This window comes from Chthoniobacterales bacterium, from assembly GCA_035274845.1.
In the GTDB taxonomy this organism is placed as follows: domain Bacteria; phylum Verrucomicrobiota; class Verrucomicrobiia; order Chthoniobacterales; family UBA10450; genus AV80.
Window position 1 is genome coordinate 29,121 of the sequence record DATENU010000020.1, and the last position, 25,860, is coordinate 54,980.

General features: G+C 55.9%; 17 protein-coding genes. 11 read left to right on the forward strand and 6 right to left on the reverse strand.

The genetic code is table 11. The annotated features are described in order from the left end of the window. The first annotated feature begins 71 nt into the window (after window positions 1-71). The 4 genes from tig (at window position 72) to VJU77_13720 (ending at window position 4,747) form a co-directional block, all read left to right on the forward strand. Window positions 72-1,412, forward strand: coding sequence for a trigger factor (gene tig, locus VJU77_13705; GenBank protein HKP04403.1), 1,341 nt, complete (start codon window positions 72-74; stop codon window positions 1,410-1,412). A gap of 3 nt (window positions 1,413-1,415) precedes the next feature. Then, entirely contained in the window at window positions 1,416-2,111 is a 696-nt protein-coding gene (locus tag VJU77_13710) for an ATP-dependent Clp protease proteolytic subunit (protein ID HKP04404.1), read from the forward strand. Between the two features lie 24 nt (window positions 2,112-2,135). Continuing rightward, window positions 2,136-3,416, forward strand: a complete 1,281-nt coding sequence (gene clpX, locus VJU77_13715) for an ATP-dependent Clp protease ATP-binding subunit ClpX (GenBank protein ID HKP04405.1) — start codon at window positions 2,136-2,138, stop codon at window positions 3,414-3,416. Window positions 3,417-3,511: 95 nt separating this feature from the next. Next, on the forward strand, window positions 3,512-4,747 hold the full coding sequence (locus VJU77_13720; protein HKP04406.1) for a CinA family nicotinamide mononucleotide deamidase-related protein: 1,236 nt from the start codon (window positions 3,512-3,514) through the stop codon (window positions 4,745-4,747). On the opposite strand, the gene VJU77_13725 is transcribed toward VJU77_13720, so the two are convergent. Together VJU77_13725 and VJU77_13730 are read right to left on the reverse strand one after the other, a co-directional pair. Then, complete coding sequence (locus VJU77_13725) at window positions 4,744-5,247, reverse strand: L,D-transpeptidase family protein (GenBank protein HKP04407.1); 504 nt, start codon at window positions 5,245-5,247, stop codon at window positions 4,744-4,746. The genes VJU77_13720 and VJU77_13725 overlap by 4 nt on opposite strands. A gap of 183 nt (window positions 5,248-5,430) precedes the next feature. Next, entirely contained in the window at window positions 5,431-6,198 is a 768-nt protein-coding gene (locus VJU77_13730) for a hypothetical protein (GenBank protein HKP04408.1), read from the reverse strand. A gap of 127 nt (window positions 6,199-6,325) precedes the next feature. Here VJU77_13730 and VJU77_13735 point away from each other — a divergent pair, with 127 nt between their 5' ends. Beyond that, window positions 6,326-7,138, forward strand: coding sequence for an FKBP-type peptidyl-prolyl cis-trans isomerase (locus tag VJU77_13735; GenBank protein HKP04409.1), 813 nt, complete (start codon window positions 6,326-6,328; stop codon window positions 7,136-7,138). 29 nt (window positions 7,139-7,167) lie between these two features. Here VJU77_13735 and rsfS read toward each other — a convergent pair whose 3' ends face one another. Together rsfS and nadD are read right to left on the reverse strand one after the other, a co-directional pair. Further along, window positions 7,168-7,605 carry a ribosome silencing factor gene (rsfS, locus tag VJU77_13740; protein HKP04410.1) on the reverse strand — a complete coding sequence of 146 codons (438 nt, stop codon included), beginning with the start codon at window positions 7,603-7,605 and terminating at the stop codon, window positions 7,168-7,170. Then, entirely contained in the window at window positions 7,533-8,096 is a 564-nt protein-coding gene (gene nadD / locus VJU77_13745) for a nicotinate-nucleotide adenylyltransferase (GenBank protein HKP04411.1), read from the reverse strand. The genes rsfS and nadD overlap by 73 nt, the downstream gene beginning before the upstream one ends. Before the next feature lie 49 nt (window positions 8,097-8,145). On the opposite strand from nadD, the gene VJU77_13750 reads away from it, so the two are divergent. Together VJU77_13750 and VJU77_13755 are read left to right on the forward strand one after the other, a co-directional pair. Further along, a complete protein-coding gene (locus VJU77_13750) occupies window positions 8,146-9,255 on the forward strand; it encodes a glycoside hydrolase family 3 N-terminal domain-containing protein (protein HKP04412.1) in 1,110 nt (369 codons plus the stop codon). A 71-nt stretch (window positions 9,256-9,326) separates the two neighbouring features. After that, window positions 9,327-10,031: a C4-type zinc ribbon domain-containing protein gene (locus VJU77_13755; GenBank protein ID HKP04413.1), complete on the forward strand. Its 705-nt coding sequence runs from the start codon at window positions 9,327-9,329 to the stop codon at window positions 10,029-10,031. Window positions 10,032-10,039: 8 nt separating this feature from the next. Here VJU77_13755 and ychF read toward each other — a convergent pair whose 3' ends face one another. Continuing rightward, window positions 10,040-11,143, reverse strand: coding sequence for a redox-regulated ATPase YchF (gene ychF, locus VJU77_13760; protein HKP04414.1), 1,104 nt, complete (start codon window positions 11,141-11,143; stop codon window positions 10,040-10,042). Between the two features lie 984 nt (window positions 11,144-12,127). Here ychF and VJU77_13765 point away from each other — a divergent pair. From VJU77_13765 to VJU77_13775, 3 genes are all read left to right on the forward strand, one after another. After that, on the forward strand, window positions 12,128-13,999 hold the full coding sequence (locus tag VJU77_13765; GenBank protein ID HKP04415.1) for a hypothetical protein: 1,872 nt from the start codon (window positions 12,128-12,130) through the stop codon (window positions 13,997-13,999). A 297-nt stretch (window positions 14,000-14,296) separates the two neighbouring features. Beyond that, window positions 14,297-19,543 carry an RHS repeat-associated core domain-containing protein gene (locus VJU77_13770; GenBank protein HKP04416.1) on the forward strand — a complete coding sequence of 1,749 codons (5,247 nt, stop codon included), beginning with the start codon at window positions 14,297-14,299 and terminating at the stop codon, window positions 19,541-19,543. Between the two features lie 133 nt (window positions 19,544-19,676). Continuing rightward, window positions 19,677-20,306: a hypothetical protein gene (locus VJU77_13775; protein ID HKP04417.1), complete on the forward strand. Its 630-nt coding sequence runs from the start codon at window positions 19,677-19,679 to the stop codon at window positions 20,304-20,306. Between the two features lie 582 nt (window positions 20,307-20,888). Here VJU77_13775 and VJU77_13780 read toward each other — a convergent pair. After that, window positions 20,889-21,140: a toll/interleukin-1 receptor domain-containing protein gene (locus VJU77_13780; GenBank protein HKP04418.1), complete on the reverse strand. Its 252-nt coding sequence runs from the start codon at window positions 21,138-21,140 to the stop codon at window positions 20,889-20,891. 626 nt (window positions 21,141-21,766) lie between these two features. Between VJU77_13780 and VJU77_13785 the strand changes: the two genes are divergently transcribed. Continuing rightward, window positions 21,767-25,834: a TIR domain-containing protein gene (locus tag VJU77_13785; protein ID HKP04419.1), complete on the forward strand. Its 4,068-nt coding sequence runs from the start codon at window positions 21,767-21,769 to the stop codon at window positions 25,832-25,834. Window positions 25,835-25,860 lie beyond the last annotated feature (26 nt).

Consider the following 25,860-nt stretch of genomic DNA (forward strand, 5'->3'; position numbering starts at 1 on the left):
CGTCCGGACGCCTCAAGCGCGGCGTCCCTACCTTGCGCATCACGCGGCACGCCCGTAACGTCGCTGCGCAAATGAAAGTAGAAGTCGAGAATCAACCGCAAGGCGTCGCCACCCTGCGGATAGAATTACCTCCCGAAGACGTGCGCAAAGAATGGGACGCCATCGCGGCCAATTACTCGCGTTATGCCCGGATTCCGGGATATCGCGCCGGCAAAGCGCCCCGTCAGGTCATCGAAAAGAAGTTTCGCAAGGAAATTCAGGAGGAGCTGACCAAGGCGCTCGTTTCCAAGAGCTACCACGAGGCGATTGCGGAAAAGCAGTTGCGGGTCGTTTCCCTGACCGACGTGGGTGACGTCGAATTTGGCGAAGACCGCTCGATGCGCTTCCGCGCGACGATCGTGACGGCCCCGGAATTCGAGCTTCCGGAATACAAAAACATTCCCGTGCAATTGCCGAGCACAGCGGTCACCGAGGCCGAAATCGATACCGCCATCGAGCGTCTACGCGATCAGTCAGCCGATTTCGTCGACGTCGCGGAGCGCGAGCTGGCCATGGGAGACTTTGCCGTCATCGACTTCACCGGCGCGATCGACGGTGTGCCGGTGAGCGAGATCGTGCCGGAGGCGAGCAAGAATCTTCATGGCGGGAGGAAATTCTGGCTGCACCTCGCGCCAGAGAATTTTCTTCCGAAATTCTGCGAGCAAATCGTCGGGATGAAGCCCGGGGATACCCGAAGCGTGCAGGTTCTCTTTCCCGACGATTTTCCCGTCACCGAACTCGGCGGGAAGAAAGCGGACTACGCGGTAACCTTGAATGAGATCAAGGAGAAGGTCCTGCCCGCGGTGGACGACGCTTTTGCGGCGAAGCTCATGCCGGACAAGACGCTGGCCGACTTGCGGCACACGATCGAGCACAATCTCGAGCACGAGAAGGAGCATGAGATCGAACGCGTCAAGGAACAACAGGTCGTAACGTTCCTGCACGAACGGATCAGTTTCGACCTGCCGCCGAGCCTGCTCAAAAACGAGACGCGGCGGGCGCTCAATGAATTGGTGCATCGGAATCGTGAGCGAGGCGTGCCCGACGAATTACTCAAAGGCAAAGAGAAGGAGCTGATCGAGGGGGCTGGTTCACTCGCCGCGCACCGTCTGAAAACGAACTTCATTCTTCACCGGATCGCCGAACAGGAGAAGTTCGAGGTGAGCCGGCAGGAACTGGACGAACGCATCCGCGCGCAGGCCGCGCATTACAACGTTTCCGTGGAAAAAATGAGGAAAGAATTTGAAGAAAACGACCGGATGAACGGCCTCGCGGAAGAGATCCTGCTGGGTAAGACCCTTGATTTCCTAAAGTCGAATGTTAGCGTTGAAACGACCTCCGAAGCACCGGCGGCCGACGCGCCGACGGAATAAAAAATGACCGCCACTAACAAAAATTTCTCTCAATCCGTCCTCATTCCGATGGTGGTCGAACAGACCGGCCGGGGTGAACGGAGCTACGATATTTATTCCCGGTTGCTGAAGGACCGGATCGTTTTCATCGGAACGCCGATAGACGATCACATTGCCAATCTCGTCATTGCCCAGCTCCTCTTCCTGCAAATGGAGGACGGGAAGAAGGACATCAATATTTACATTAATTCGCCGGGTGGCTCGGTGACCGCGGGCCTTGCGATCTACGACACGATGCAATTCCTGACCTGCGATGTGACGACCTATTGCCTTGGTATGGCCGCCAGCATGGGGGCGGTTTTGCTTTGCGCCGGAACCAAGGGGAAGCGATTCGCGCTCCCGAACTCGGATATCATGATCCACCAGGTATCGGGTGGGGCGCAGGGGCAGGCGAGCGATGTGGAGCGGCAGGTGGAATACATGTTCAAGCTCAAGAAGCGCCTGATCAAGATTATCTCCCAGCACACGGGCAAACCGGAGGACCAGGTCCGGCTGGATTCGGATCGCGATTATTACATGTCGGCGGCCGAAGCGAAGGCGTATGGCCTGGTGGACGAGGTCATCAAATCCCGCAAGGAAGCGAAGCTCCTGGATGGCGCCTCCCCAGAGGGTGCGGCGGCCATCGCCGAAGCCGCTTTGCCCCGGAAGATCGAGGAATAAAAGCTGCTATTTTAGCCCTTTACCATGGCGCGCGCTTCGAACCTCACAATGTGCTCCTTCTGTGGCAAAAGCCACGCGGAGGTGCGCAAACTTATCGCCGGCCCGGGCGTCTATATTTGCGATAGCTGCATCAATGTCTGCAAGAGCATCCTGGACAAGGAACTAAACGAAGATGCGCGCCGGCAGTCTTCAAATATTCGGGTCCCAAAACCGGCGGATATCCGGCGCTCGCTCGACCAATATGTCATCGGGCAGGATATCGCGAAGAAAACGCTGTCGGTAGCCGTCCACAATCACTTCAAGCGGGTCCTTCAAAGTTCGACGCCCGCCGATACTTCCGCGGCTTTTCAGCCCGATCCTTTCGCGGACGTTGAAATCGAGAAGAGCAACATCCTGCTTATTGGCCCGACCGGATCCGGCAAAACCCTTCTGGCCAAGACGCTCGCCAAGATTCTCGATGTGCCCTTTTGCATCGCGGACGCCACCACCCTCACCGAAGCCGGCTATGTGGGTGAAGACGTCGAAAACATCATTCTGCGATTGCTCCAAAATGCCGATTACGACGTGAAACGCGCGGAGATCGGCATCGTCTACATCGATGAGATCGATAAGATTGGCCGCAAGACGGACAACGTCAGCATTACGCGCGACGTCTCAGGTGAAGGCGTCCAGCAGGCCCTCCTGAAAATTCTCGAAGGCAGCACCTGCAACGTTCCGCCTCAGGGTGGCCGGAAACATCCGCATCAGGAGTACATCCAGGTTAATACCGAGAAAATTCTGTTTATCTGCGGCGGCGCGTTTGTCGGCCTCGACAAGATCGTGCAGAAGCGGATCGGTCAGCGGATGATGGGTTTCGGCAGCCCCACTTTGGAAGTCGAGGCTGCGCTGGCGAAAGAAGCTGTCCGGCACGTCGAGCCGGAAGATTTGCTCAGTTTCGGAATGATTCCGGAGTTCATCGGACGTTTGCCCGTTATCAGCGCCCTCGATGCCCTCACGGAAGAAGAGATGGTCGCGATCCTGACCGACACCAAGAACGCGATGATCAAGCAGTATACCAAGCTGTTCTCGATGGAAGGCGTGCGGCTGAGCGTGACCAAGGACGCCTTAAAGGCCCTGGCAGCGCAAGCCGTGACCAAGGGAACCGGGGCGCGCGCCCTGCGATCCATGCTGGAGCGGATCATGCTCGAGATCATGTACGACGTGCCGAGCCGCGAGGATATCGCCGAGGTCACGATCAATCGGGCCGTGGTGGAAGGGAAGAAGCTTCCGCTGATTCGGAAGAAGCAGGACAAGGACGCGGCGTAGCCGTTGCGCGGCCGCTATTCGTTAATCGTTAAGAGCGTTACATCGGCGGAGCTTTCGCTGTAACCATTTAACGATGTAACGTTTTGTGGTTTCTCATGCGCGTCGTCGTCATCAACACCGGCACCGAGCTACTCCTTGGGGATGTCCTGAATTCCCACCTTTCCCTTATTGCCCGCGAGATTTTTCCTTTGGGCTTGCGCATTGACCGGCAGATTACCGTGCCGGATGGAGAGGCGATTCGAAAGGCTATCGAGGAGTCTTTGGGCGCGGCCGAGATCATCTTCATCACGGGCGGACTCGGCCCGACGACGGACGACATCACCCGGGAAATTACCGCGGATCTTTTCGGTCTGAAATTGGAACACGATCCGGCGATCCTGAGCGCGATCCAGGAAAGGGCGGCGCGGCGCGGATTCCGGCTCACCGATCGGGTGGCGCGGCAGGCCGATGTTCCCGAGGGCGCAACGGTCCTCCCCAACGAGCACGGCAGCGCGCCGGGACTTTATTTGCCGGCGAACGGCGAACTGAAGCGCCCCCATCTTTTCCTTTTGCCCGGTCCGCCGCGGGAATTGCACCCGATGTTTCGCGGTTCGGTCCTGTCGCTTCTGGGCAAAATCGTTCCCCCGGAAAACGCGGCGGTTGAGCGACAGGTGCTGCGGATCGCGGGAATGGGAGAATCGCTCGTGGAAGAAGCGGTCGGCGAACAATTGCTGAAACTTCCGGGCCTCGAGCTTGGCTATTGTGCTCGCCCCGGAGAGATGGATCTTCGTTTGATAGGCCCACCGTCGGTCATTGCGCAGGCCCGGCAAATAGTCACCGAAAAGCTCGGTCCCTCGATCTTTTCGACCGATGGCAGCAACCTGGAAACGGTCGTCGTGAAAATGCTGACGGAACAGAATCGGACGCTGGCGTTGGTCGAATCGTGCACCGGTGGCTACCTCGCTCACCGCCTGACAAATGTCCCCGGCGCCTCCGCGGTTCTGCTTGCCGGTTACGTGACCTACTCGAACGAGGCGAAGACTGGCGCCGTGGGAGTCAATCCGGCCCTGATTGCTGAACACGGAGCCGTGAGCAGGCAGGTCGCCACCGCGATGGCGGAAGGCGCTCGCAAAAAAAGCAGCGCGGATTTCGCTCTGGCGACCACGGGAATTGCAGGCCCTTCCGGCGGCAGCGACGAGAAACCGGTCGGCACGGTTTTCATCGCGCTCGCGGCCCCGGATCAACCCACGAAGATCCAGAAGCGTTTTTTCCCGGACGATCGGCCGACGTTCAAAGAGCTGACCGCCCAGGCCGCGCTCGAAATGCTCCGGCGCGCCTTGATCGCGAGTTAGGGATCGACGCGGACCGGCGTGCCGACCTTCACGTGCGCGTAAAAGGCAGCCGCAGCCGGCTCCGGCATGCGAACGCAACCATGCGACGCCGGGTAGCCCGGGAGAATTCCCACGTGCATTCCGACGCCTTCACCCGTCAGGCGCATGAACCATTTCATCGAGGCACCGACGAAATGGGTACCGCTGGGCGCCGAATCGATCCGGGCGCTGATTCCGCCCCTCACCGTTCGGCCCTGGGAATCCTTGTAGTCGCCGTAGAGACTGGAGTGATGATCTTTGTCCTTTTCGAGCACGGTGAAATTGCCGCTCGGAGTGGTGTGGCCCCGTTTCCCGGAGGAGATTGGGCTGTCGATGGCGATTTCTTCGCCGGTCATCAGATAAGCGCGCTGTTTCGTCAGGGAAACAATGACGTGCGAGTTCTCGGGCGTCGTCTTCTGAAGCACGGCGTTGTTGGTGCTAATCGGGAGTTGCTTTGAGATCAGGTCGCTGGCTTTTTTCATCGGCTGGGGAGCGGCCGGTGAAGTGGAAGGCGCGAGCCTGGGAGGGTTTTGGCGCGTCTGGGTCGTTTTGGCCGGGGCGGGTGGCGGAGTCCGCCGTGGGATCTGGCCGGACGCCGAAGCCAGGGCAAAAGCGACACACCCTGCGACGAAGCTGGATCGAATAAAAACAGAGCTCACGTTGATTTAGCTTCCGGTGTAAGTATCGATTCGCTTGAGCCAGCCAGGAAGCCAGCGTGTTTCGTTCCGCTCCGGTGGCGAATTTCGGACCCGGTTTCTCAAGACGGTTTTAGCTGATTCCGCGAAGCTTTTGACGGCGTCACGTCCATTGGTTTCCTGCGACATTCCCTGAAGCACTTGTAACAATCCCCAACCCTGTCCTGCGTAACGCTCCGTGGCAAGAACACCTTCTCCTTTAAAATTCACGTAATCGACCAGCGCATAACATCCCATGGCGGAGCTTGCCACCCGGTCGAAGCGCTGCTGCACCCGGGCGGTGTTGCCTCCCCCGCTTTCTGCCAGCATTTTTGGAAGCGCCTGTTGCAACCGTTTGACGAGGAATTCCGCCTGAAGATCGATCGTTTTGGCGAGGAAGGCGCGCAATTCCCTCATTGGGGCGCTTTGGGCAGCCTGGTTGAATTCGGCGCGGGAATTCCAGGGACACTCCCCCCTGGCTTTCAAAACCGCTGGAAGCACCGTGCCTCGCTCGACTGCAAACGCGACAAATTTCGGAAAACTTTCCTCGAACGGGCCACGAACGCCTTTCGGGTACCAGATGAAGTGCCCGATGCCGAGCGAGGCAAAATTTTCCCCGGAATTCCAGGAAGTCAGGCCGGCCACTGTCCCGCCGCATTCGTTTTGCCAGATCCGATTTCCAATCCGGCGGGTTTCGGCGGGCGAGAGATTGATCGCGGCGATGCTGCTCGAGGCTGCGGCGATCACGAGGGCCGCCACGAGGAGGCTGGGGAGGCTCCGGCGGGGCGGGAGGGCTGCGCTTGACGATCCGGGTTTCCTCTCTAGCGTGCCAGTTCCCGCAGCGCCTAGATTCACAATCCCAACTGCGCGCGGCCTTCTTCTTTTTATGAAACGTATCATTATTTGCCTGGCCGTTCTTGGCGCGGCTTCGATTGGTTTAGCCGAGGATAAAGTACAGCTCAAAGATCAAAAGGACAAAGCGAGCTACAGCATTGGCCATGATATTGGCACCACTTTCAAGAAGCAAAGTGTCGAGCTCAACTCCGACGTATTTTTTGCCGGCTTCAAGGACGCTCTCGCCGGCAAGGAAGCGATGAAGAAGGAAGATCGGGACAAGGTCCTGCAGGATTTTCAAAAGGAAATGATGGAGAAACAGGCGGCAAACACGAAAAAAGCAGCGGAAAAAAACGCCGCCGAAGGGGAGAAATTCCTGGCGGAAAACGCCAAGAAGGACGGAGTGAAAACGACGGCAAGCGGGCTGCAGTACAAAGTCCTGAAGGAAGGCAGTGGCGATCCGCCCAAGGCGACCGATACGGTGGTGACGAATTATAAAGGGACCCTGCTCGATGGGACGGAATTCGATAGTTCCTACAAGCGGAATGAGCCTGCGACCTTCCCGGTTAGCCGCGTCATTCCCGGCTGGACGGAAGCGTTGCAGCTGATGAAGCCGGGTTCCAAGTACCAGCTTTTTATTCCCGGGAAACTCGCTTACGGCGAACGTGGGGCGGGACGTGATATCGGTCCAAACGCGACCCTGATTTTTGAAGTGGAGCTTTTAAGCGTCAAACCGCCGGAAGCGCCGGTGACGGTGGCTCCGGGTGCCGTGGCGCCTGGGACAACCCAGGTGAAGCCGTCGCCTGCCGGGTCCAATGCGCCGACTGCAACGCCGACGGCGCCGGCGAGACCCACCGCGAAGTAATCGAGGCTGCGCCGGGATTTGGCAAGCTGCTATTGCCGTTCTTCCGCCGGTTCCCAGGCGAGGCGCGGCGCATCGCCCCACAGGTCTTCGAGGCTGTAAAACTCGCGTTTTTCGCGACGAAAAACGTGCACGATGACCTGCATGTAATCGAGCACGATCCATTGGCTCGCCGGGAAGCCGTCCACGGAAACGGGGCGCACGCCGTGGTCGTCTTTTAATCTTTCTTCGATTTCAGCAGCGATCGCTTTCAGATGCGGCTCCGAGGTCCCCGAGCAAATCACGAAGAAATCCGTGAAGGTCGAGATTCCCTGGAGATCGAGGACGACAATGTCCTCTCCCTTCTTGTTCGCCGCGAGGTCCGCGCAACTCCTGGCTAGGTTTTCGGCAGTGATTTCTAAGTCTCCCTGTAAAGCTGACGCTCGCGGATGATTTGTTCGACGGCGGGCGGTACGAGATAACGAATGGATTGCCCGCTGGCAACCCTGTTTCTGATGTCCGTCGCGGAAATATCGATGTGCCGGTGAATTACAGGATACGGGTGCTCGAACTTCAGGCCGCTCCGATCGAGCACCACGAATTGCACCAACTTCTCCAGTTCCGCGAAACGATGCCAGCTCGGCAGTTGCGCGACATTGTCTTCGCCGATGAGATAAATGAATTCGGAATCCGGCTCGCGCCGTTTCAGCGCTTCGATGGTTTCCACGCTGTAGGAAGGGGCGGGGCGCGCTAGCTCCAGCTCATCGAGACATAAGCGCGGCTCGCCTTCGATCGCGGCACGAATCATTTCCACGCGCAGATCGGCCTCGGCCGGTTTCTGCCCTGTCTTGTGGGGAGAGCGCGCGGCTGGAATGAAAAGCAGGCTGTCCAGCCCAAGTTGCTCCAGGGCATCGCGGGCCAGGAGCAAATGCCCGTGGTGAATGGGGTCGAAGGTGCCTCCGAAGATGCCGATCTTTTTCAATGCGTGAAATCTTGTTTCGCAGTTCGACGCCAAAAGTAAAGTGGACCTCGTGAAAAGCGCTCCGCTCGGTCAATTGATCCTCACTGGCGTTCCCGGCTACGAACTCGATTCCGAAAGCGCCGCCTTGTTTCGGCGAATCCAGCCGGGCGGCTTCATTCTCTTTGGGCGCAACATCCAAAGCGCGGCGCAGCTTCGGAAGCTGATCGACGATCTGCGGGACCTGAGCGATATCGAGCCGATCATCACGATCGACCAGGAGGGAGGCCGCGTTTCCCGGCTCCGGTTGATCGGCAACGAGCCGCCAAACGCCCAGCAATTGCGGGATCGCAACGACGTTGCTCTCGTCCAGCGGCACGGGGACATCACCGGTCGGCTTCTGCGGCTCTTCGGATTCAACCTCGATCTCTGCCCGGTCCTGGATATTTCCTTCGATGACGAGGCGGATAATTCGCTCCGGGGCCGTTGCTACGGCAAGAACGTTGAGCAGGTGGCGCGGTTGGCCGGGGCTTTCAATGAGGCCATGCGCGAGCAGGGGATCCTGAGCTGCGGCAAACATTTTCCCGGTTACTCGGCCGCAACCGTGGACGCGCATCACGATCTGCCGAAGATCGAGCGCAGCCGTGCCGAGCTGGACAGGGAGGAGCTGGCTGTCTTCCGGGCCTTCGCCGGAGGCCCTAACGCGGTCGATAGCATGATGATCTGCCACGGGTGGTATCCGACCTTTAATTCGGCGAAACGGCCCGCCTCGCTTTCGCGGGAGATCATCACGAATCTGTTGCGAGACGAATTTCGGTTCGAGGGCCTGATCATGACCGACGATCTGGATATGGGCGCGATCCTCAACGAGTACGGCCTCGAAGATACGATTCGGTTGGCGATCGAGGCCGGCAACGATTGGGTCATGATCTGCCATCGCATTGCCGCCATCGACGAGGTCCATTCCGTCCTTGGAAAACTTCCGGCCGACGAAATTCAGCGTGCCCTCGATAACGTCGCTCGCACAAAAACGAAGCTGGCGGCGCCCGACGCCTTTTCGGAAACGAAGTTCCGGGAAGTCGACCGCGAGATCTGGGACCTGCGGGTGGCGGTCCTGGGTGAAGAAGAGGCGGCCCGGCGCAGCCCTGAGGATGGCAAGCGTTCGCCGGTGGAGACGTATTGAGCGAATGGCCTCTTGCCGGCCTTCGCGCCGATGCGATTGACGGCTCTTGCGTCCGCCCATAACATTCGCGCGTGCAAACGGAGCTGGAGCAATTGCTCGTTCTTCAAGAACGGCAGCAAAAGATCAGGCAAATCCAGGCCGAGATCAAGACCATGCCGCAGCAGCGCCAGGGTCTGGAGGCCCAGCTGGCAGCCAGTGCGGCCGCGGTTGCTGCTCTCAAGAGCAAGGCCCAGCATCTGGAAATGGACCGGAAAAAGCTCGAGCTGGATGCGGGCACCCGCCAGGAGAGCATCAATCGCCTGAAGACCCAGCAATACGAAACGCGCAAGAACGATGAGTTTCGCGCCATGGGCAATGAGATCGAGCGTTACGAAAACGAGATTCGCTCAATCGAGGACCAGGAACTCGAACTGATGGATCAGGCCGAAAAGGCGAAGGCCGAATTGGCCGCGGAGGAAAAGAAGGCCTCCGGCATCCGGGATTCAATTGCCCGCCAAATGGCTGATCTGGACGAGAAAGGGAAAACGCTCGAGGGCCGTTTGAACGAACTGACCGCGGAGCGGACGGAGCTTTCCGGCAAAATCGAGGAGGACCTGCTCGGGCGTTTTGAACGGCTGTTTGCCAGCAAAGGCGACGCGGCGATCGTCGCCCTGGAGCACGAAGTCTGCACCGGTTGCCACATGAAGGTGACGACCCAAACCGCCCATCGGGTGAAGAACGGCAAGGAAATCGTCAGCTGCGAGCAGTGCGGCCGGATTCTCTACGCCGCGGAATAATCGTTGGATCAGACGTTGAACCGGAATTCGACCACGTCGCCGTCTTTGACGACGTAATCTTTCCCTTCGATCCGCAGCTTGCCGGATTCGCGCGCTTTCGCGTGGGAACCAAGTCCGACGAGGTCGTCGTAATGAACGACCTCGGCCGCGATAAAGCCGCGTTCGAAATCCGAGTGAATGACGCCGGCCGCCGCGGGGGCCTTGTCGCCCTCCCGAATGGTCCAGGCGCGCGTTTCCTTTTCACCTGTGGTCAGGTAAGTGCGCAGGCCTAACAGATGGTAAACGGCCCGGATCAATGCGCTGACCCCACTGCCTTCGACGCCGAGATCGCGCAGATATTCCTGTGCCTCCGCTTCGCTCAAATCCACCAGCTCGCTCTCGATTTGCGCGCTGATCACCACCGCTTCCGTGGCAAAATGGTTCCGGGCATATTCCTGGACCGCGCCGACGAAAGAATTCTTCTCTGCCCTGCCGAGATCGGATTCGGCGACGTTGCAGGCAAATAACGTCGGCTTCGAACTCAGGAGAAAGAACTCGCGCGCGATCTCCTTTTCTTCCGGCGTCAGTTCGAGAGTGAGCGCCGGTTTTCCGGAATCGAGGTGGGGGAGGAGCTTGTCGATGACGGCGACTTCCGCCTTGGCCGTCTTCGAGCCGGCGCGCACTTCCTTTTGCAAACGATCATGCCGTTTCTGGAGTGACGCCAGGTCGGCCAGGACGAGCTCCGTGTTGATCACCTCAATGTCGCGCACCGGATCGATGGCCCCGCTGACGTGGTGGATGTCAGCGTTCTCAAAACATCGAACCACCTGCACGATCGCGTTTACTTCGCGAATATGACTCAGGAACTGATTGCCGAGGCCTTCGCCGGCGCTGGCGCCCTTCACGAGGCCCGCGATGTCCACGAACTCGATCGCCGCCGGGATTATCTTTTGCGAATGCGAAAGTTTCGAGAGGACCTCAAGGCGGGAATCCGGGACACTGACCACGCCGAGATTCGGGTCAATCGTGCAGAAAGGATAATTGGCGGCCTGCGCTTTTCGGGTGCGCGTGACAGCATTGAACAGCGTGGATTTCCCCACATTCGGCAAACCCACGATTCCGGCGCTCAGCATAAGCGCGGAGGGTAAGGCCGCTGGGAAGGAGTTGCAATCCGCGCGGCACGAAGATATCGGACCGGCGGGATCCAATCGCGTCAACCGTTGCGACGCGTTCTGCCAAAATTGTGCTCAGCGAGAAAAATTTTTTCTTTTGGAACGTCCAACATAGTAATCAACTGGTCTCGGATATTCCCCAACGAGGTCTTGGGGCTGTAGATTTCCCATCGCTCGCATTCGCGGGCGTCGGAGAAAATCTTCCTAAGATACGGAATGTCTTGGCCCGAGGTCGAATAGCCGATCAACCGAATCACCGTGGCGTGGGCGCAGGTCGTCCGTAAGCGCGCCGTCAGGTTTCTCGCGTATAATGGCGGAGGCCGGTTGAGTTCTCTTCGCCATCAAACGCTCACGTTCGCAGGGAAAAAGTATGGCGCCGCGCACGAGTTCGTTTTTCGACCTCCTAAAATAATCCACGTCATTGGGCGGTTGTGTCCAAGGCCTGAGTGGCGGGCCGGTGTGCATATATCGCTTCTCTATGGGGTCATATTCGGTCAATTCCCGTATCGAGCCATGCGCTTTGAGATAAGTGAATCGGTCATCCGCCCAACGAAGCCACTTTTACGCGAGATCTTCAAAGAAGCCATCTCATTCGTACTGATCAGAGCCTGCTCGCCGGTAATCGTCTTCCAGTCGCCCCCTGCAGGCCCATGCCAGACAACACTGTCTAATCACTGCTAAGCGCCCATCCGCGCCTCCATTACCGCAATCGCGATTGAACGTGCCCGCAAAGCCTTTCGGGGTCCGCGCATTATCTGTCTGGGACGTAACTCTTGAGACCTGGCCTTTGTGACAAACTCAATCTGGCACAAATCCTGGCATAACGAGTCCGCCCGAGATTCTCGCCGAGAGCGGATTGGGTTCCACATGCAAGACTTACACTCTGGTGAGAATTTTGTGTAACCTGACTGATCTCGGTCTATAATCAATCGCCGATCCTCCCTCATGAGAACATTTGGTATTAAATCAGACATGTTGGTGATTGTCCGCCGCTCGCTCGCCTCTTGTTTCTGCGGCGCGATCCTCCCGCTTATCGCCTTCAGCCAGGTTCCTGGGCAGGTTGCAGACGAGCTCGATGCAGAGGCGCCTGTGCTGGAGCCGTCCAATCCTGCTGCGGTCCCGGCGCCAAATAGTAACGCCCGGCGTGGGCGCATCGTGGATCATGCTGGGAATGTCCTTTTTCGTTCATTTGAAGGTTTCGGCGACGGCACGCCCGAACCAGTTTGGCCAATGGCGCCCGCGGCCTTTGCTTTCGTTCCAGGCCACTACTACAGCTCGAACGAGTCTTCCCGAGTCATTACTGAATATGATTCAGTCGGAACTGTCGTGGGTTCATACACGGTCCCATCTGCCTGGGGCGAAGAGGTGAAAGGACTGGCCTTCGGCGCAGACGGACGCCTTTATGCGACTTTGTCCCGGGGTCCTTCTGGCTTTGTCGTTCTTGCGTTGGAGAGCGACGGCAACGTAGCGGCGAGCTATGCAGGTTCGGTTTATGTCGCCGGTAATCTTTCCTATGGGAAAATTGCGATGGACAATCAATATCTCTACGTTTGCGGACAGAATAAGTTAACAAGATTTCTGCTAGGGGATCCGTCATCCGGGACGGCGATCTACACGGAAGAGCAAATCGTCGACGTGAAGCCGCTGCCAAATGGCCACCTGCTCGTTGCCTCGGCAATTTATGTCGATGAAATCACCACCAACGGCGCATTCGTGAGGCGTATTCAACTCACCGGCACCGGCAATTTTTTCTACGACATTCGCGGGGTCGAATACAACCCGGCAACGAACATCCTTTTTGTGACCCATCTCGGATACACTGGATTTTCTGACAGAATCATGCGGGTCAATGCGACAACTGGCGCTTTGCTGAATAGTGTGATCTTTAGCTATGCGGATGATCTGTTTCTGGATTCATCCGGGCAACTTCTGGTCGGAAGTCGTATTTATGCGCCGACTTTTTTTTCGCAGGACTTGACACGAGGAAGCAGTCTTCACGGCGGGCAGCAATTTTTTGTGACGCAATATGCCCCGGTCCAAGCATTGAATATCTCGACCCGGATGCGAGTGGAAACCGATAACAACGTGCTTATTGGAGGCTTTATCGTGGCCGGCACTGCATCCAAGAAGGTGGCCTTGCGGGGGATTGGCCCTTCCCTGTCTCAATTCGGCGTGCCAGACCCACTAGCTGATCCCGTCCTCGATTTGCGGGACAGCACTGGCGCCATGGTGCAACAAAATGACAATTGGCAGGACGATGCCTCGCAAGCGGCTCAACTAACCACTCTGGGTCTCGCCCTGCAAAATCCAAATGAGTCGGGCATCGTCGCTTCCGTGTCGCCTGCCGCTTATACCGCCATCCTCGGAGGCAAAAACGGAGGAACTGGAGTCGGGCTGGTGGAAATTTACGATACTCAGTCCGGCAGCGGATCAAGGCTGGCCAATATCAGTACGCGCGGCTTTGTCCGCACCGGCAGCAATGTCATGATCGGCGGGTTCATTCTTGGCGGTGCCAATATTACTCATGTGGTTATCCGCGGGATTGGACCGTCGCTCACTCAGTTTGGTTTAGATCCCGTCCTGGCTGATCCAACAATTGAACTGCGCGACAGTAATGGATCCCTCCTAGTTTCAAACGACAACTGGCAGGACGACGCTGTTTCGGCCTCGCAGTTGATCGCCCTTAATCTTGCACCCACCAACGCAGCCGAGTCCGGCATCTACGCCGCGTTATGGCCGGGAGGTTTTACGGCTATCTTGGGCGGCAAGAACGGCGGTACTGGGATCGGTCTCGTCGAGATTTATGATGTCCGTTAACACCGGTCGCCAAGGTTCAATTTGATGGACATCTGCGAATAGAAGTTCGCAGGCGACATCGGGCCTCGCGACCGGTTTGCGGGTGACTCCAACCGACCGGGGTCCTGGCGGAACCTCGCTGCACGCAGAGGGGTCATTAAAAAAAAGACAATATCTCTTGCCAAGGCATTCGCCGCCTGGCTTAAATCCCAGCCGTGAAATCCCCGCGTTCAGATTCGACGCAAAAGATTCGAATCCGTTTCAAATACAGGGGAAAGCTCTCCGCGATTCCCCAGTCCTGGCACACTTAGGAACCTTATGAAAACCCCATTCGTTTACCGACTCGCCCTTTCCCTTTCTGCCGTAAGTTTTATCACCTTCATAGGCATTTTGCGCGCCGATGAGCCTGATTACGGTAACCCGACCGGCGCCTCCGGGCAGTTTAACGGCTCCGTCCAGACCGGTTGTAATTACGATCCGCTGACTGGAAATGCCCGCCGTTCTCTGGTGGATATCTCCGTTACGGGTGCGGTGACGCCGCTCGCCTTCATTCGCACGATGAACAGCCGGACCAACCTCGGTCCAGCCACCAGCGCGCTCTACTATCCATTCGGAAAAGGAGGCGCCTGGCGTCACAACTACCAATGGGAAGTCACTAGCCCCGCGACGCAAGTCATCGGGGATGATCCCTGCTACGTTATGCCGCCATCCAGCTACACCGTGACATATCCCGACGGCAGAAAAGTGACGTTTCACGCGGATGGATCGAGCGCGACGACGGGTATTGGCGATCGTATGAGCGGCCTGGAATTTCCCGAGGCGGATGTCGTTACGTGTTCTCTTATTCTGTCCGATGGTAGTCGGATTAAGTTTAACGTCACCACGCACAACTCTCCTCCGGCCCCACTCTGCATTCCTGTTGGAAATACTATCTATCATACGGGTTACACTTACGCCGTCACCGGGATCATTAACCCCTACGGCCAGGAAACCACGATTGCGTGGAATAACGGCAAGATCGACACCATCACCGAGCCGGCCGGCCGAAGCCTCAAACTATATTACAACTCTGATAGTACGATCGACCGGGTGGAAGAATGGGCCCGCAGCCTCCCGACTGTAATTGTGGGAAGAACCGTGCAGTACCACTATTCCAGCTTCAACGACGGCACAACCGTCCTGGACAATGTGGTCTATTTCGGTGATTCGTCGCTCACCGCCAAATATACCTATCAGGCCAGCAATGAGATCTTCGCGAATCCTCCCAAGCCGCCCCTTATAAGAAGTTGTGACGATCCAATATATTCCGGGGCGATGAACCGGATCGTGTACGATTTCGCCAGCGATCGCCCCCATGGGTTCATCGAGAGCGAGCGCTACTTCGATGGAAACTATCCGGTAAACCCCGGCCCCAAAGTCTCCAGCCTCGCAATCGATCCCGCGAATTCGAACAAAAGAATCGAAACTCGCGGCGATGGGCCCTCGCGCACCTTCACCTACCAGGGTGGGCTCCTGAAGAGCTGGACTGATTTCAAGGCGACTCCGAACACGAATACGTTTTCGCAAGAGCACTTCACAAGCGGAGCTACTGGTTTTATCCGTTACGTCAAGGATGCGCGGCAGAATCAAACCGACTTCGTCCGCGATTCAGTTACAGGGCATATGACCGAGGTGACATTTCCTTTGACACCCTCGGATGATAACGCGAACGGCAGCCCGCCAGTCCCGAAAAAACAGATAATCGAATACGACTCGAATCCCGGTGGGTATTATGTGATGAGCACGACTAATGAACGCGAAAAGCAGACCTTTTACAGGCGTGACACGTCCAGCCGGCGGGTTTCCGACATTGATTACCCTGACGGCGGACACGAAGGATTTCAGTATAACGGCTTCGGGCAGGTAACGAGATATGAACGGAAGAATGGATACTTCGAGCACGTGAGATACGATCCTCGCGGCTTGCTAGAACATCGTTCAGCTCCGACGGCGAACGGGACGATGGAGCTTACGGTGGGTGCCCCACAGACAACACTAACCTACTATCCGTTGGGTGATCCATGGCAAGATCGACTCAAATCCGTCACCGATTTGCGACAAAAGACAACTATCTACGAATACGAGAGGTCAAATGGCACGGCGATTGCCGGGCGGGGCTTAATTTCGAAAATCATACACCCAGACAACAGTTACGTTTCGTTTGGCTACGACTCCCGGGGTAATAAGCTCTGGCAGGAAAACGAGTTGCGGCAGAGGACCAGTTTTTCCTACGACGCCTACAATCGTCTTATTACCGTTACGCTTCCTTTGCCAAACAATCGATCTGGAGTCATGAGTTATGAATACGACCCGAGCGCGAATGTTCATGTCCCCACTTCGCCCAGTTATCGCCACACGTCGTCGGCAGTTAGTAAGATAACGAGTGCTGAAGGAATTATGACCACGCACCGCTACGACGAAAATTTCCGGCGGATTGAAACAACTGAAGGGGCAGGAAGCAGCGACGCCGCCACTACGCATTACGATTTTGATCCAGTGGGCAATCTAGAGTTTGTAACCGATCCTCGGACCTACCAAACACACCTTGAGTACGATCAGCGTAATCGCCGGAAAAAAGTCACCAGCCCAGAAGTAACAACTGAATCTGGTCCTGCCCGGTATATCACAGAATGGTTTTACGATCCCGTTGGCAATGTGCGCGATATCCTACAGGCGGACCAAACTAAAATTCATCGTGAGTACGACGCAATGAATCGCCTTTGGACGCATGACTTGATCAGTCAGGACGGACAACGCCATCGCATCTCAACCTTCCAATATTTTCCGTCAGGTCGAGTTTGGAAAGTAAAAGATCCCAAAGATCAGACCACTGAATTCGGCTACGATGGACGCGACTTGAAATCGTTAATGAAATATCCCAATGGTGCGATTTTGCAAGGTTGGGAGTATGACGGCAACGAAAACATGACAAAGCGGCCGACTATCGGCTTGCCGACACAGACATTCACTTACGACGATCGAAACCGATTGGAGCATATGCGATGGAGCAATGGCGTTGATTTTAGCGACTTCGGCTATAACGACGCGAGCCAATTGACATGGGCGGTCAATCCGAACTCAACGATTACTCGGGACTACGACCAGAGGTCGGGACGCATGAACTGGGAACGACAAGTTCTTGCTGCCACCTCGAATCCCGCCGCGATCACAATTGCTCCGATAGCTATCGCTTCTCGAAAAGCCCACGGAGATGCTGGCGCTTTCGACATTGCTCTGCCTCTAACCGGCGATCCCGGAATCGAGTGTCGCAATGGCCCGGCGTACACGATAGTTCTAACTTTTGCGGAGTCTGTAACGGTAGGTGGCGCCTCAGTCAATTCAGGAATTGGTTCGGTGGCGAACACGTCGGCGAATGGGAATACTGTAACCGTTAATCTGACGGATGTCAGCAACGCCCAAGTGTTAACTGTGAAGGTTTTTGGACTATCCAATGGCACGACAACGGGAGAATTGATCGTTCCAATGCATATTTTAACCGGCGACATCACCGGGGACGGCGCGATCAACAAAGATGATGTTTTGCAAGTAGAGGAACAGGAGAATCAGCATATTGAGTCTAGCAATTTCCGATCGGACGTAAATACTGACGGGGTCATAAACGGCGACGATGTGAACGACGTAAGCGAAACCTCCGGTGAGGACGAGCAAGCTGTTGCAGCGGCGGGCCCGCAGGCCACGGTGGAATATAGATATGACGATGATGGAAGGCCCAAGAACCTCTCCGTCTTGCCTATTTACTCGTATGATTACACATACGACGGACTTGGACGTCTTGAATGGATTACGGAACCAAACGTTACTCCTGGCAATGAAGGAAGCTACAAATATTCCTACGATCCCGCCTCCAACGTGACCGCCCGTGTGAATTACACTAATGGCACAACGCTTTCCTTTGCGCCGGACGAACTGAACCGGCCTACCCAAGAAGCCATCCTGTCAGGGAACGACACCTTGTCACATCTTCACCACGGGTACGATTCGATGGGACGACTCAGTTACACATACCGCGAGGAGGAACCGGGACTGGTCGACACCTTTGTCTACGATTTCACGGGCGAGCTAACCCTCCCCCAATATGGCTTGCATGTAAATGAGCATGGCGAAATTGAAAGCCCACAGACTGTCCCAACCTTTGTTTATGACTTTGCGGGAAATCGCTTATCGGAGCAGGGCGCGCCGTACGTGCTGAACCCACAGCCACTCAACCAGTATATTCAAACCCCAGGCGGCGCCGTGAGTAACGGGCCGCAACACGAGATCATTTCCTACGATAACGCGGGCTACGCGTATCGTGGCGACACGCGCCTCGCGGTAGTAGCGGCACCAGTGTCAGCCGGAGGAGACCTCTACCAGCTCGGCTACGACGCGTTAGGCCGCACTGTTAAGCGAAAGATGAACCAAGGCCCGAACCAGGACACGAAGTATTTTATCTATGATGGTGCCCGGTCGATCATTGAATATGACGGCGCCGGAATTGTAAGGGGACGCTCGCTATATGGATTGGGGCTGGATGAGATTATCGCGCGTGATAACAACGGTCAGCCGCAGTTCCCGATACAGGATCGACTCGGCAGCACCATCGCGGTAACGGGAGCGAACGGACGGCTGTTGGAGAAATATTGGTACGAGGCCTTTGGCACGCCTCATTTCATTAGCTTTGATAAAGAGGGGAATCCGTTCGACGTCGCGGCAACACACATTAACAACAATATTCTTTTCGCAGGACGCGAATGGGTGTCTCGCTTCGGGTTCTATGAAAATCGCGCTCGGGCCTATCATCCCGGTTTGGGACGCTTCATGAGCGAGGATCCGTCGGGTTTCGACGGCGGCGACACAAACCTGTATCGCTATTGCGGGAATGATCCAGTGAACTTTTATGACGATAGCGGGCTCCAGCCGATTCCCGCTGGCCCCGTTGGCCCGGCGCCCCTCCTCTTTCCCGGGCGTGGGCCCGTTACGAATTGGCCTAATACCCGCCCACAGTTAGACCAAAACGGGATACGAAACACCATGCAGCCAGACGGCTCAATGATATACTACAATGCCGCGTTGGTAGAGACCATCCTTCGGAATTTGGGGATAGAACTCAGAGAGGGCCTGGAATTCTTCGGTCCAAAGTACAAGTACAGAGGTGATGTGAACGCCGGCGGGCCAAATGTGAATATGAGTTTTCTAACTCGGCTTAGCTCTGTAGCACCAATGCACACAGTTCCCTCCTTGGAGGTAGGAATCGCGGAGGCGATTAGTACGGTAAGTGCCTATGCACTAGACCGCGGGCCGGGAATCGGGGAAATTGCTGTGAACGGGCGTGTCATACTCCGCTGGCATTTGGGAGATTCTTTTGCCTTCCGTGGAACTTTATACTTCCACGGTATTCCAATTAGGGGGCTGGGTAGCGCTCTGATTTCCACCGGCGGCGGCGGCTGGGAAGAAATCAATCCGGGCTGGGCCTCCTTTCCAGGCCCTGAGGCGGGCGAAGGATTTCACCCACCCGCTGAACCATGAGGCAGGAATAACGTCGGTCAGCGAACCTTCATTTTGCATTGGACGCGTAAGGTCGATCTTTCTAGCTACAGATCCCGTCGAGTTCGCAGGATTGCATGGTCGGTTGAGCAACCGTTGCGGTCTGCAGATGAGTATGGCTGACAAAATGCAAGGAAAAGGGCCTGACCCCACCGACTCCCCCGTGGATTGGCGACTGTCCAATGGCGCTCCACTTAATGCGTCGCCAGACGACCGTGTAGAAAGTATCGCCAGTGGCAGCTCTTGGCTTAAGAGATTCGTTCCACGAAGCGAATCAAGATTTGTTTTTCTATTCGCGATGTATTGCTATGCGGTCGCCCTGGGGGGTATCGCGAGTCAATTGATTGCGCTTGGCGGTCTTTGGGAGATTCGCGTCGATCCGCAAAATGATGTTGCGCACTATGTGCGGCCGGGCTTCGATGGCCGCCCGCTACTCGAAGTTTTGCTTCTTGCTCCGGTTATCGAATCACTCATAATGATCGGCATTATCGAGCTGGTGCGCCGGTTTGGATTCAAGGTGTGTATCCAAGTGGCTGCTTCTGTCGGCGTGAGTTGTTTAATGCACGGCAGACTCTATTGGTTTTCGGCGATCGCGGTTGCCCCCGGCCTGTTCATAATCGCAGCGACTTATGCTTACTGCCGGCACATCTCATTTTGGACGGGTCTCTGGATGATCATACTATTACATTTTGCCCTCAACTTCCTCCCCGGTTTATCTCTAATTATCGAACGCGTCCTTAGCTAAAGGAATTGCCCTGCAAGAGCGTCTCGAGACTCAGGATCAATGCCCATTGACGTGGGACCGCGAAAGGGCTTCGTATTCTTCATTAAGACAAAACTATTTCGACATGAATTCTTATCTGTCCCGGAGGGAGGATCGTTATCCAATGAGCCCGCTACTATCGTCTTTCTCGTGGGAACATGGCTTGGGTGCCTGATAAAAGCCCGCATAGAAAATGAGGCCCAAAATCGGAAGCAGCACGAGAATTACCGACCAAATCAGCTTGCGACCGATAGGATCGGCGCGTTTAACGCGCCATAGACGGACAACCAGATAAACGTTAATCAACCAGCAGAGTACTAGAAAGGCTTCACTACACGGCGAATAGAAGACGGCGGATTCGGTCATCTAGAAGGAGATATTACTGGAAAAATCCAACAGGCCCGTACGGCGACAATTCCGACATTCTCGTGAGCATCAACGGACATCGGTGGCCTTCACCCTGCAAGGTTCACAGAGTCTCGGCAATAGTCGAATCGTATCGTCGGCCTGGGAGATCGCTGGGTCGGTTCGATTCAAGTATTTGCGTTTTCAATCTGATGCGCTTTAGAAATACACCAGAGCGCTCGATCGTGCGATCGCGTCGGTAATCGCGCCAGCAAACTTTGTGCCCAATCCTATGTCGCGCGGGGCGAAGAAACAATGGATGTCATAGGCTTCTAAAGCGTCACGAAGTGCGATGGCTTCACCCGTATCTGCCGCGGCATAACTCAAAAATACCCGGCGCTGCATCTTCGCAGTCAAGCGTTCGTCCTCGGAGAGAGACTCGCGCGATGGTCGTGTGGCTCCATCGCCCATCGGAGCGCTCTGTTGCCGGAAAAAGGTCGAGGAACCGGCGGGCGGAGAGATCGGTGTTCACACACTACTTTTTCGGAGGCATCAATTAAAAGCATAATCTGGAGCGGCTCATTCCCTGAGAGATTCATAGATAAATGAATGGGGGCCGCAATTTGTTGTGTCTTTTGTAGACCCTCTGATGTTGTGTGGTGAGAGGGACCAGTTTGAAGGTGCTTTTGGAGAAAGTAGCATCCAGAGGGGGGGCAGGCAAATGCACTTACACTCGTGTACCCTTAAGCGCAACGCACTGTCTAGAGCAAGTTTATTGAGCATTCACGTCTACTGCACCCAACTGTGCGTTTTAACGGGCTGCGTCGACCTCGAAATACGCCGCCTTGGTCGCGGTTCCATTCGGCAAAATAATACACAGATTACGAAAGCCAGGAAACTTGTTGGGGCGCGCTAGCGCCCCTACGTGGGACCGGTTCTGATCTCACCCAAACACATTTTTGCTGGAGTTCTGCCTCTGCGTTGGATATCCCTAGTCCAGCGCAATAATTAACTCCCCTCTTCCTTTGCCACTGTCAGAGAGCCGAAGCACGTTGGTCGAAAGCATTTGGGATTTTGCTTTCGGATACGACTACTTTGTGTGCCACAGCTGGAAAGACTCGCACGCGTACGCTGAAGCGATAGTACGCGGATTGGAGCCAGACTTGCGGTGCTTTATCGACTCGCGGGATTTCGAAAAAGGTGCCTCATGGACAATCCAAGGAGCGCAAGCATTACGACGCAGCACGATGCTAATTGTCGTGCTGAGCCCAGGCGCTTTATCTTCGGAACCGGTTTATGACGAAGTCACCTATTTTGTAGCGAGGAGGCCTCATAGGCGAGTTGTCACGATTAATATAAACGAGACCTATTCCCAACTGCCGAGCGAGCACCGCTTGTACCGGTTGCTGTTCGCCGAGAGATTGCGGATTCCTGAGATTGTTGCGGGTCCCCTTGAGACTCCGTCTGAGTCGGTTCTGCTTGAACTAAAGCGGAACTTCAGATTCGTCCATCAAAATACGAAAAGATTGCGAATCCTAAAAGTAACGATTGCACTTTTGCTGGGGCTGAGCCTCTGCGCATTGTTCGCGGCAGGATATTCCCAAAAGCAGCGGAACCTGGCGCTTCTTGAACGCAATATCGCTCGCGTGGGCGAGGGCAGATTTTATCTTGAGCGGGCTAAACAATCCATCAGCGGTGGAGTTGGCACTTATCCATTGCTGCCGATTTATGCGTCTCGTGCCGTTGGTTTTCCAACAACGGGTCCTGTTGGCGAACGGAGCAAGCGCTTTCCCCAGCTTCTAAGTCCGGATGCCACCCCAGACGAATATCAAGACGCTTTGCGTTTGGCCGGTTGGAACCTGGCCGCGCCGGTTCTCATCTGGTCGAGTCCGCTTGTCCGACAGCACGCGAATTCCATTACGCTGCTTCAGTCGTTGCCCGGATCGCGCCTGTTCTCTCTGGATGCCTCCGGATATTCGCGTATTTGGAACTTGAAGACAAACACGATGGAAGGAGCCCGTCGGTTCGAGGGTGACGTCAGCCATGCCTGCGCAAGCTTGGATGAGAAGGTTTGGGCTGTCTGCAGCCACGATGGACAAATTGCCATTTTCAATGCGGATACTTGGTTTCCCATTCAGTCGTTAGCGGGCGGACTACGAGATATGTATTTGTCGCTGGACGAGCACGGGCGACGGTTAAGCATAACCGGAAAAGACACGGTGGAAATTTGGGAGAAGAGCACTGGGAATCGGCTTCAGATCATTAGACTACCTCAAACGAATCTTCCACAGTCCGGCCTGCTTAGTCCCACGGGGGATTATGTTGCCGTAAAGTCGGACGGAAAAGTGACCGTTTACGATGTCGCAACAGGAAAAATCTTTCCTCACCTACCGTCCATTGCCGATACTGGCGTAAAGGCTTTTAGTTGGTGTGGCCGGACAGAGCGCCTGTTTCTTGTAGGAAATGACGGTAGCTGCTATATAACTGACATACGCGGAGCGACCGAGCGCATCGCACCATCCGAACCGTGGGGCGATGGTTTCAGTTGTTTTGTCAGCCCGTCCGGGCGCTTCGCCGTTTCACGGCCAACTCCCGATTCTCGTTTAGGGAAAGCGATGCTTTGGGATCTGCCTGCGAAGAAATGTCTTGGTCCTTTGCAGCGCTTTCCTGGGAGAGGTCCGGTCTCGTCGTTTTGGTTCTCAAAGGACGATCAATTGCTTTACGGTGGATCCACCTTTGGAACCATTACTGCCTGGCAGCTGCCGTCGGGCCGCTTGGACGCCCGATATGCGCACGGTCACGGCGGTCCTGTGTACGATGTGGCATTTTCCCCAGATGGGAGCATTTTCGCGAGCGCTGGCACGGATGGAACGATCGAAGTGTGGGATTCGGCAAATGGCTCTATCAAGCAGTCCGCCGCGTCTCCCCATTGGAATAGCGAGTACCGCCGGGTTACATTCTTGGGCAAGAGCGGCGTGTTGCTGGCACTGGACCGCGCCGGGCTGCTGGTGCGAATCCAGCTAGGGCACCCCGAGCCAATCCAGGAATCGTTTCAATTGCGACCGGGTCAGGCATTCGCCATGGCCGTCAATCCCGACACTGCGGAGGTCGCCGTAGGATTCACTTGCGGCCGGATCGAAATTCGCAAGCTTGCTTCGCTGCACGAAGTTGATCGGCAATACGAAATTGGAGCCCGCAACGATCCGGAATTTCGCGCTCTGGATGCCAAAATAAACCTTCCCCAGACGATCACGGCCTTGAGCTTTAGTCCCGGCGGTCGCCGGCTTGCATGTGCCATATCCGCGGCGCGCGCGGGGACCGACCAGAAGGTTCTTCTTCTGGATCCGGATGAGCCCGACCATAAGATTTTGATTATCGATCCGGAAACTGGGCAAAAACTCTTTGGCTTTGAGGGCGACAAGGAGGCGGTCAATGCAATCGTCTTCAGCCCAGTCGGAGACACGGTAGCGAGTGGGGGACTGGATGGAAAGATTCGTTTTTACGGCTGCTCCCCCACGCCCAAGACTTACCCTACCAAAGAGGTAGACGGAACGCCGATTACCTCCTTGGCCTATAGTATCGACGGACACTTTTTTGCCGCCGGAACGAAATCCGGGAAAATTCGTCTTTGGGACACGACAATCAATCAAGCCGTCGCCGATTTATTAGCTCACTCAGATGCGGTGAATCGGATTGAGTTTTCGCCTGACGGGTCGTACCTGCTATCCAGTTCAGACGACGGCACCGTCAAGGCCTGGGAGATTGCGAGTGACAACGTCACCTTTGGATCTCATGTCCGCGGTCTGCTCGCCGGAGACTCCCACCATCCCACCATCGCGATCACTATGCACAATGGCGGCACCATGATCAACGTGGTGGGGGAAGAGACAGGAGGCATCACCGGACGGCAACTTAGTGCTGTCGGTTTAGCGAGTTCATGGGCATACAATGCACAAGCAGATCTGCTCGTACTGGGAGGGAACGATCTTCCTGGGGACGGTCAAAGTGTCGAGCCCGATGAAACCGCAGGACGTTGTGAACTTTGGCGAACGACAGACATGGAAAAGATTGCCACGTGGACGCCACGACACAGGTTGGTAAAAGCGGTCGCGATATCGCCGTCCGGGCGGCATGTTGCGACCGCGGGTTGGGAGGGCGTCCGCCTCTGGGATACAGCCAATTTGCAGAGGCCGATCTGGGAGACGTCAGAAGTGCTCTTCGTCGAAACGATCGCCTTCAGTCCCGATGGAAAGCGACTCATCTTTTCGTCGAGCGCTGGAAAGGCGCGTGGCGCCCTCTTCGGTCCCAAAGCCAAAGCAGATCCGCGCGGCAATTTGTTCCTGGCTGATGCTTCCAATGGTGAAATCTTGCGGGGCGAGCAAGTGCCGACTTACTCGATTTTAGCGCTAGCCATTAACCCGCGCGGGGATCAACTGGCCGTCGGGACGAACGGGGCCGGAGTATTTACCTATGACCTGAATGAATCCTCTTTTGGATCTCGCGTTCATCACGAGCAGTCCGGTTCGGTCGATGCCGTCGCGTTCAACGAGGACGGAACATATCTCGGGAGCAGCTCAAATGAAATGGGGTTGATGTTATGGCCGTGCGGAGTGAAGTCAGGATTTGTCCGTCAATTCCTCATCAAGGGTTGCAGCTCGATTGCCTTCGGTGCGGATCGGAAGACTTTGTGGCTCAGTGCGGGAAGAGATATTCGGAAAGTCGATCTTCGCCCGGCCGATTATCTCCAGTATTTCTACCCAAACCAAACTATCGACCATGAGCCATCCAAGGATTGGTTTCAACTTGCCGGCGGGGGTTTTAATCCTTTAGACAAAAACAATTTTCTCGATCGCAACCAAGAGTTTGGATTCGTGAACCTGCGCGGAAACACCCTTGGCGAACAATATCGGTCCGCGGACGGAGAGGAGCTCCGGAATAGACTGTTCTGGCGCTTCTATAATGCTCGAAACTGGCCGGCCGCGTGGGCCCATTGCGATCAGACGAATAGCGAACAGCGTACAAGCATGTTGTTGGGACTTGCGGCAGAAAATTTTGTTCCGACTGCGCGAACATTGCTGCAAGGCATATCGATTGAACCAGTTTCGCAGGTTGAGATTGAAGCAAGCAAAGGTATCAAGACAATGGATAAGGATAAGATTCCTTAAGTCTCTCTCCGCAGATTTCGGCCCTG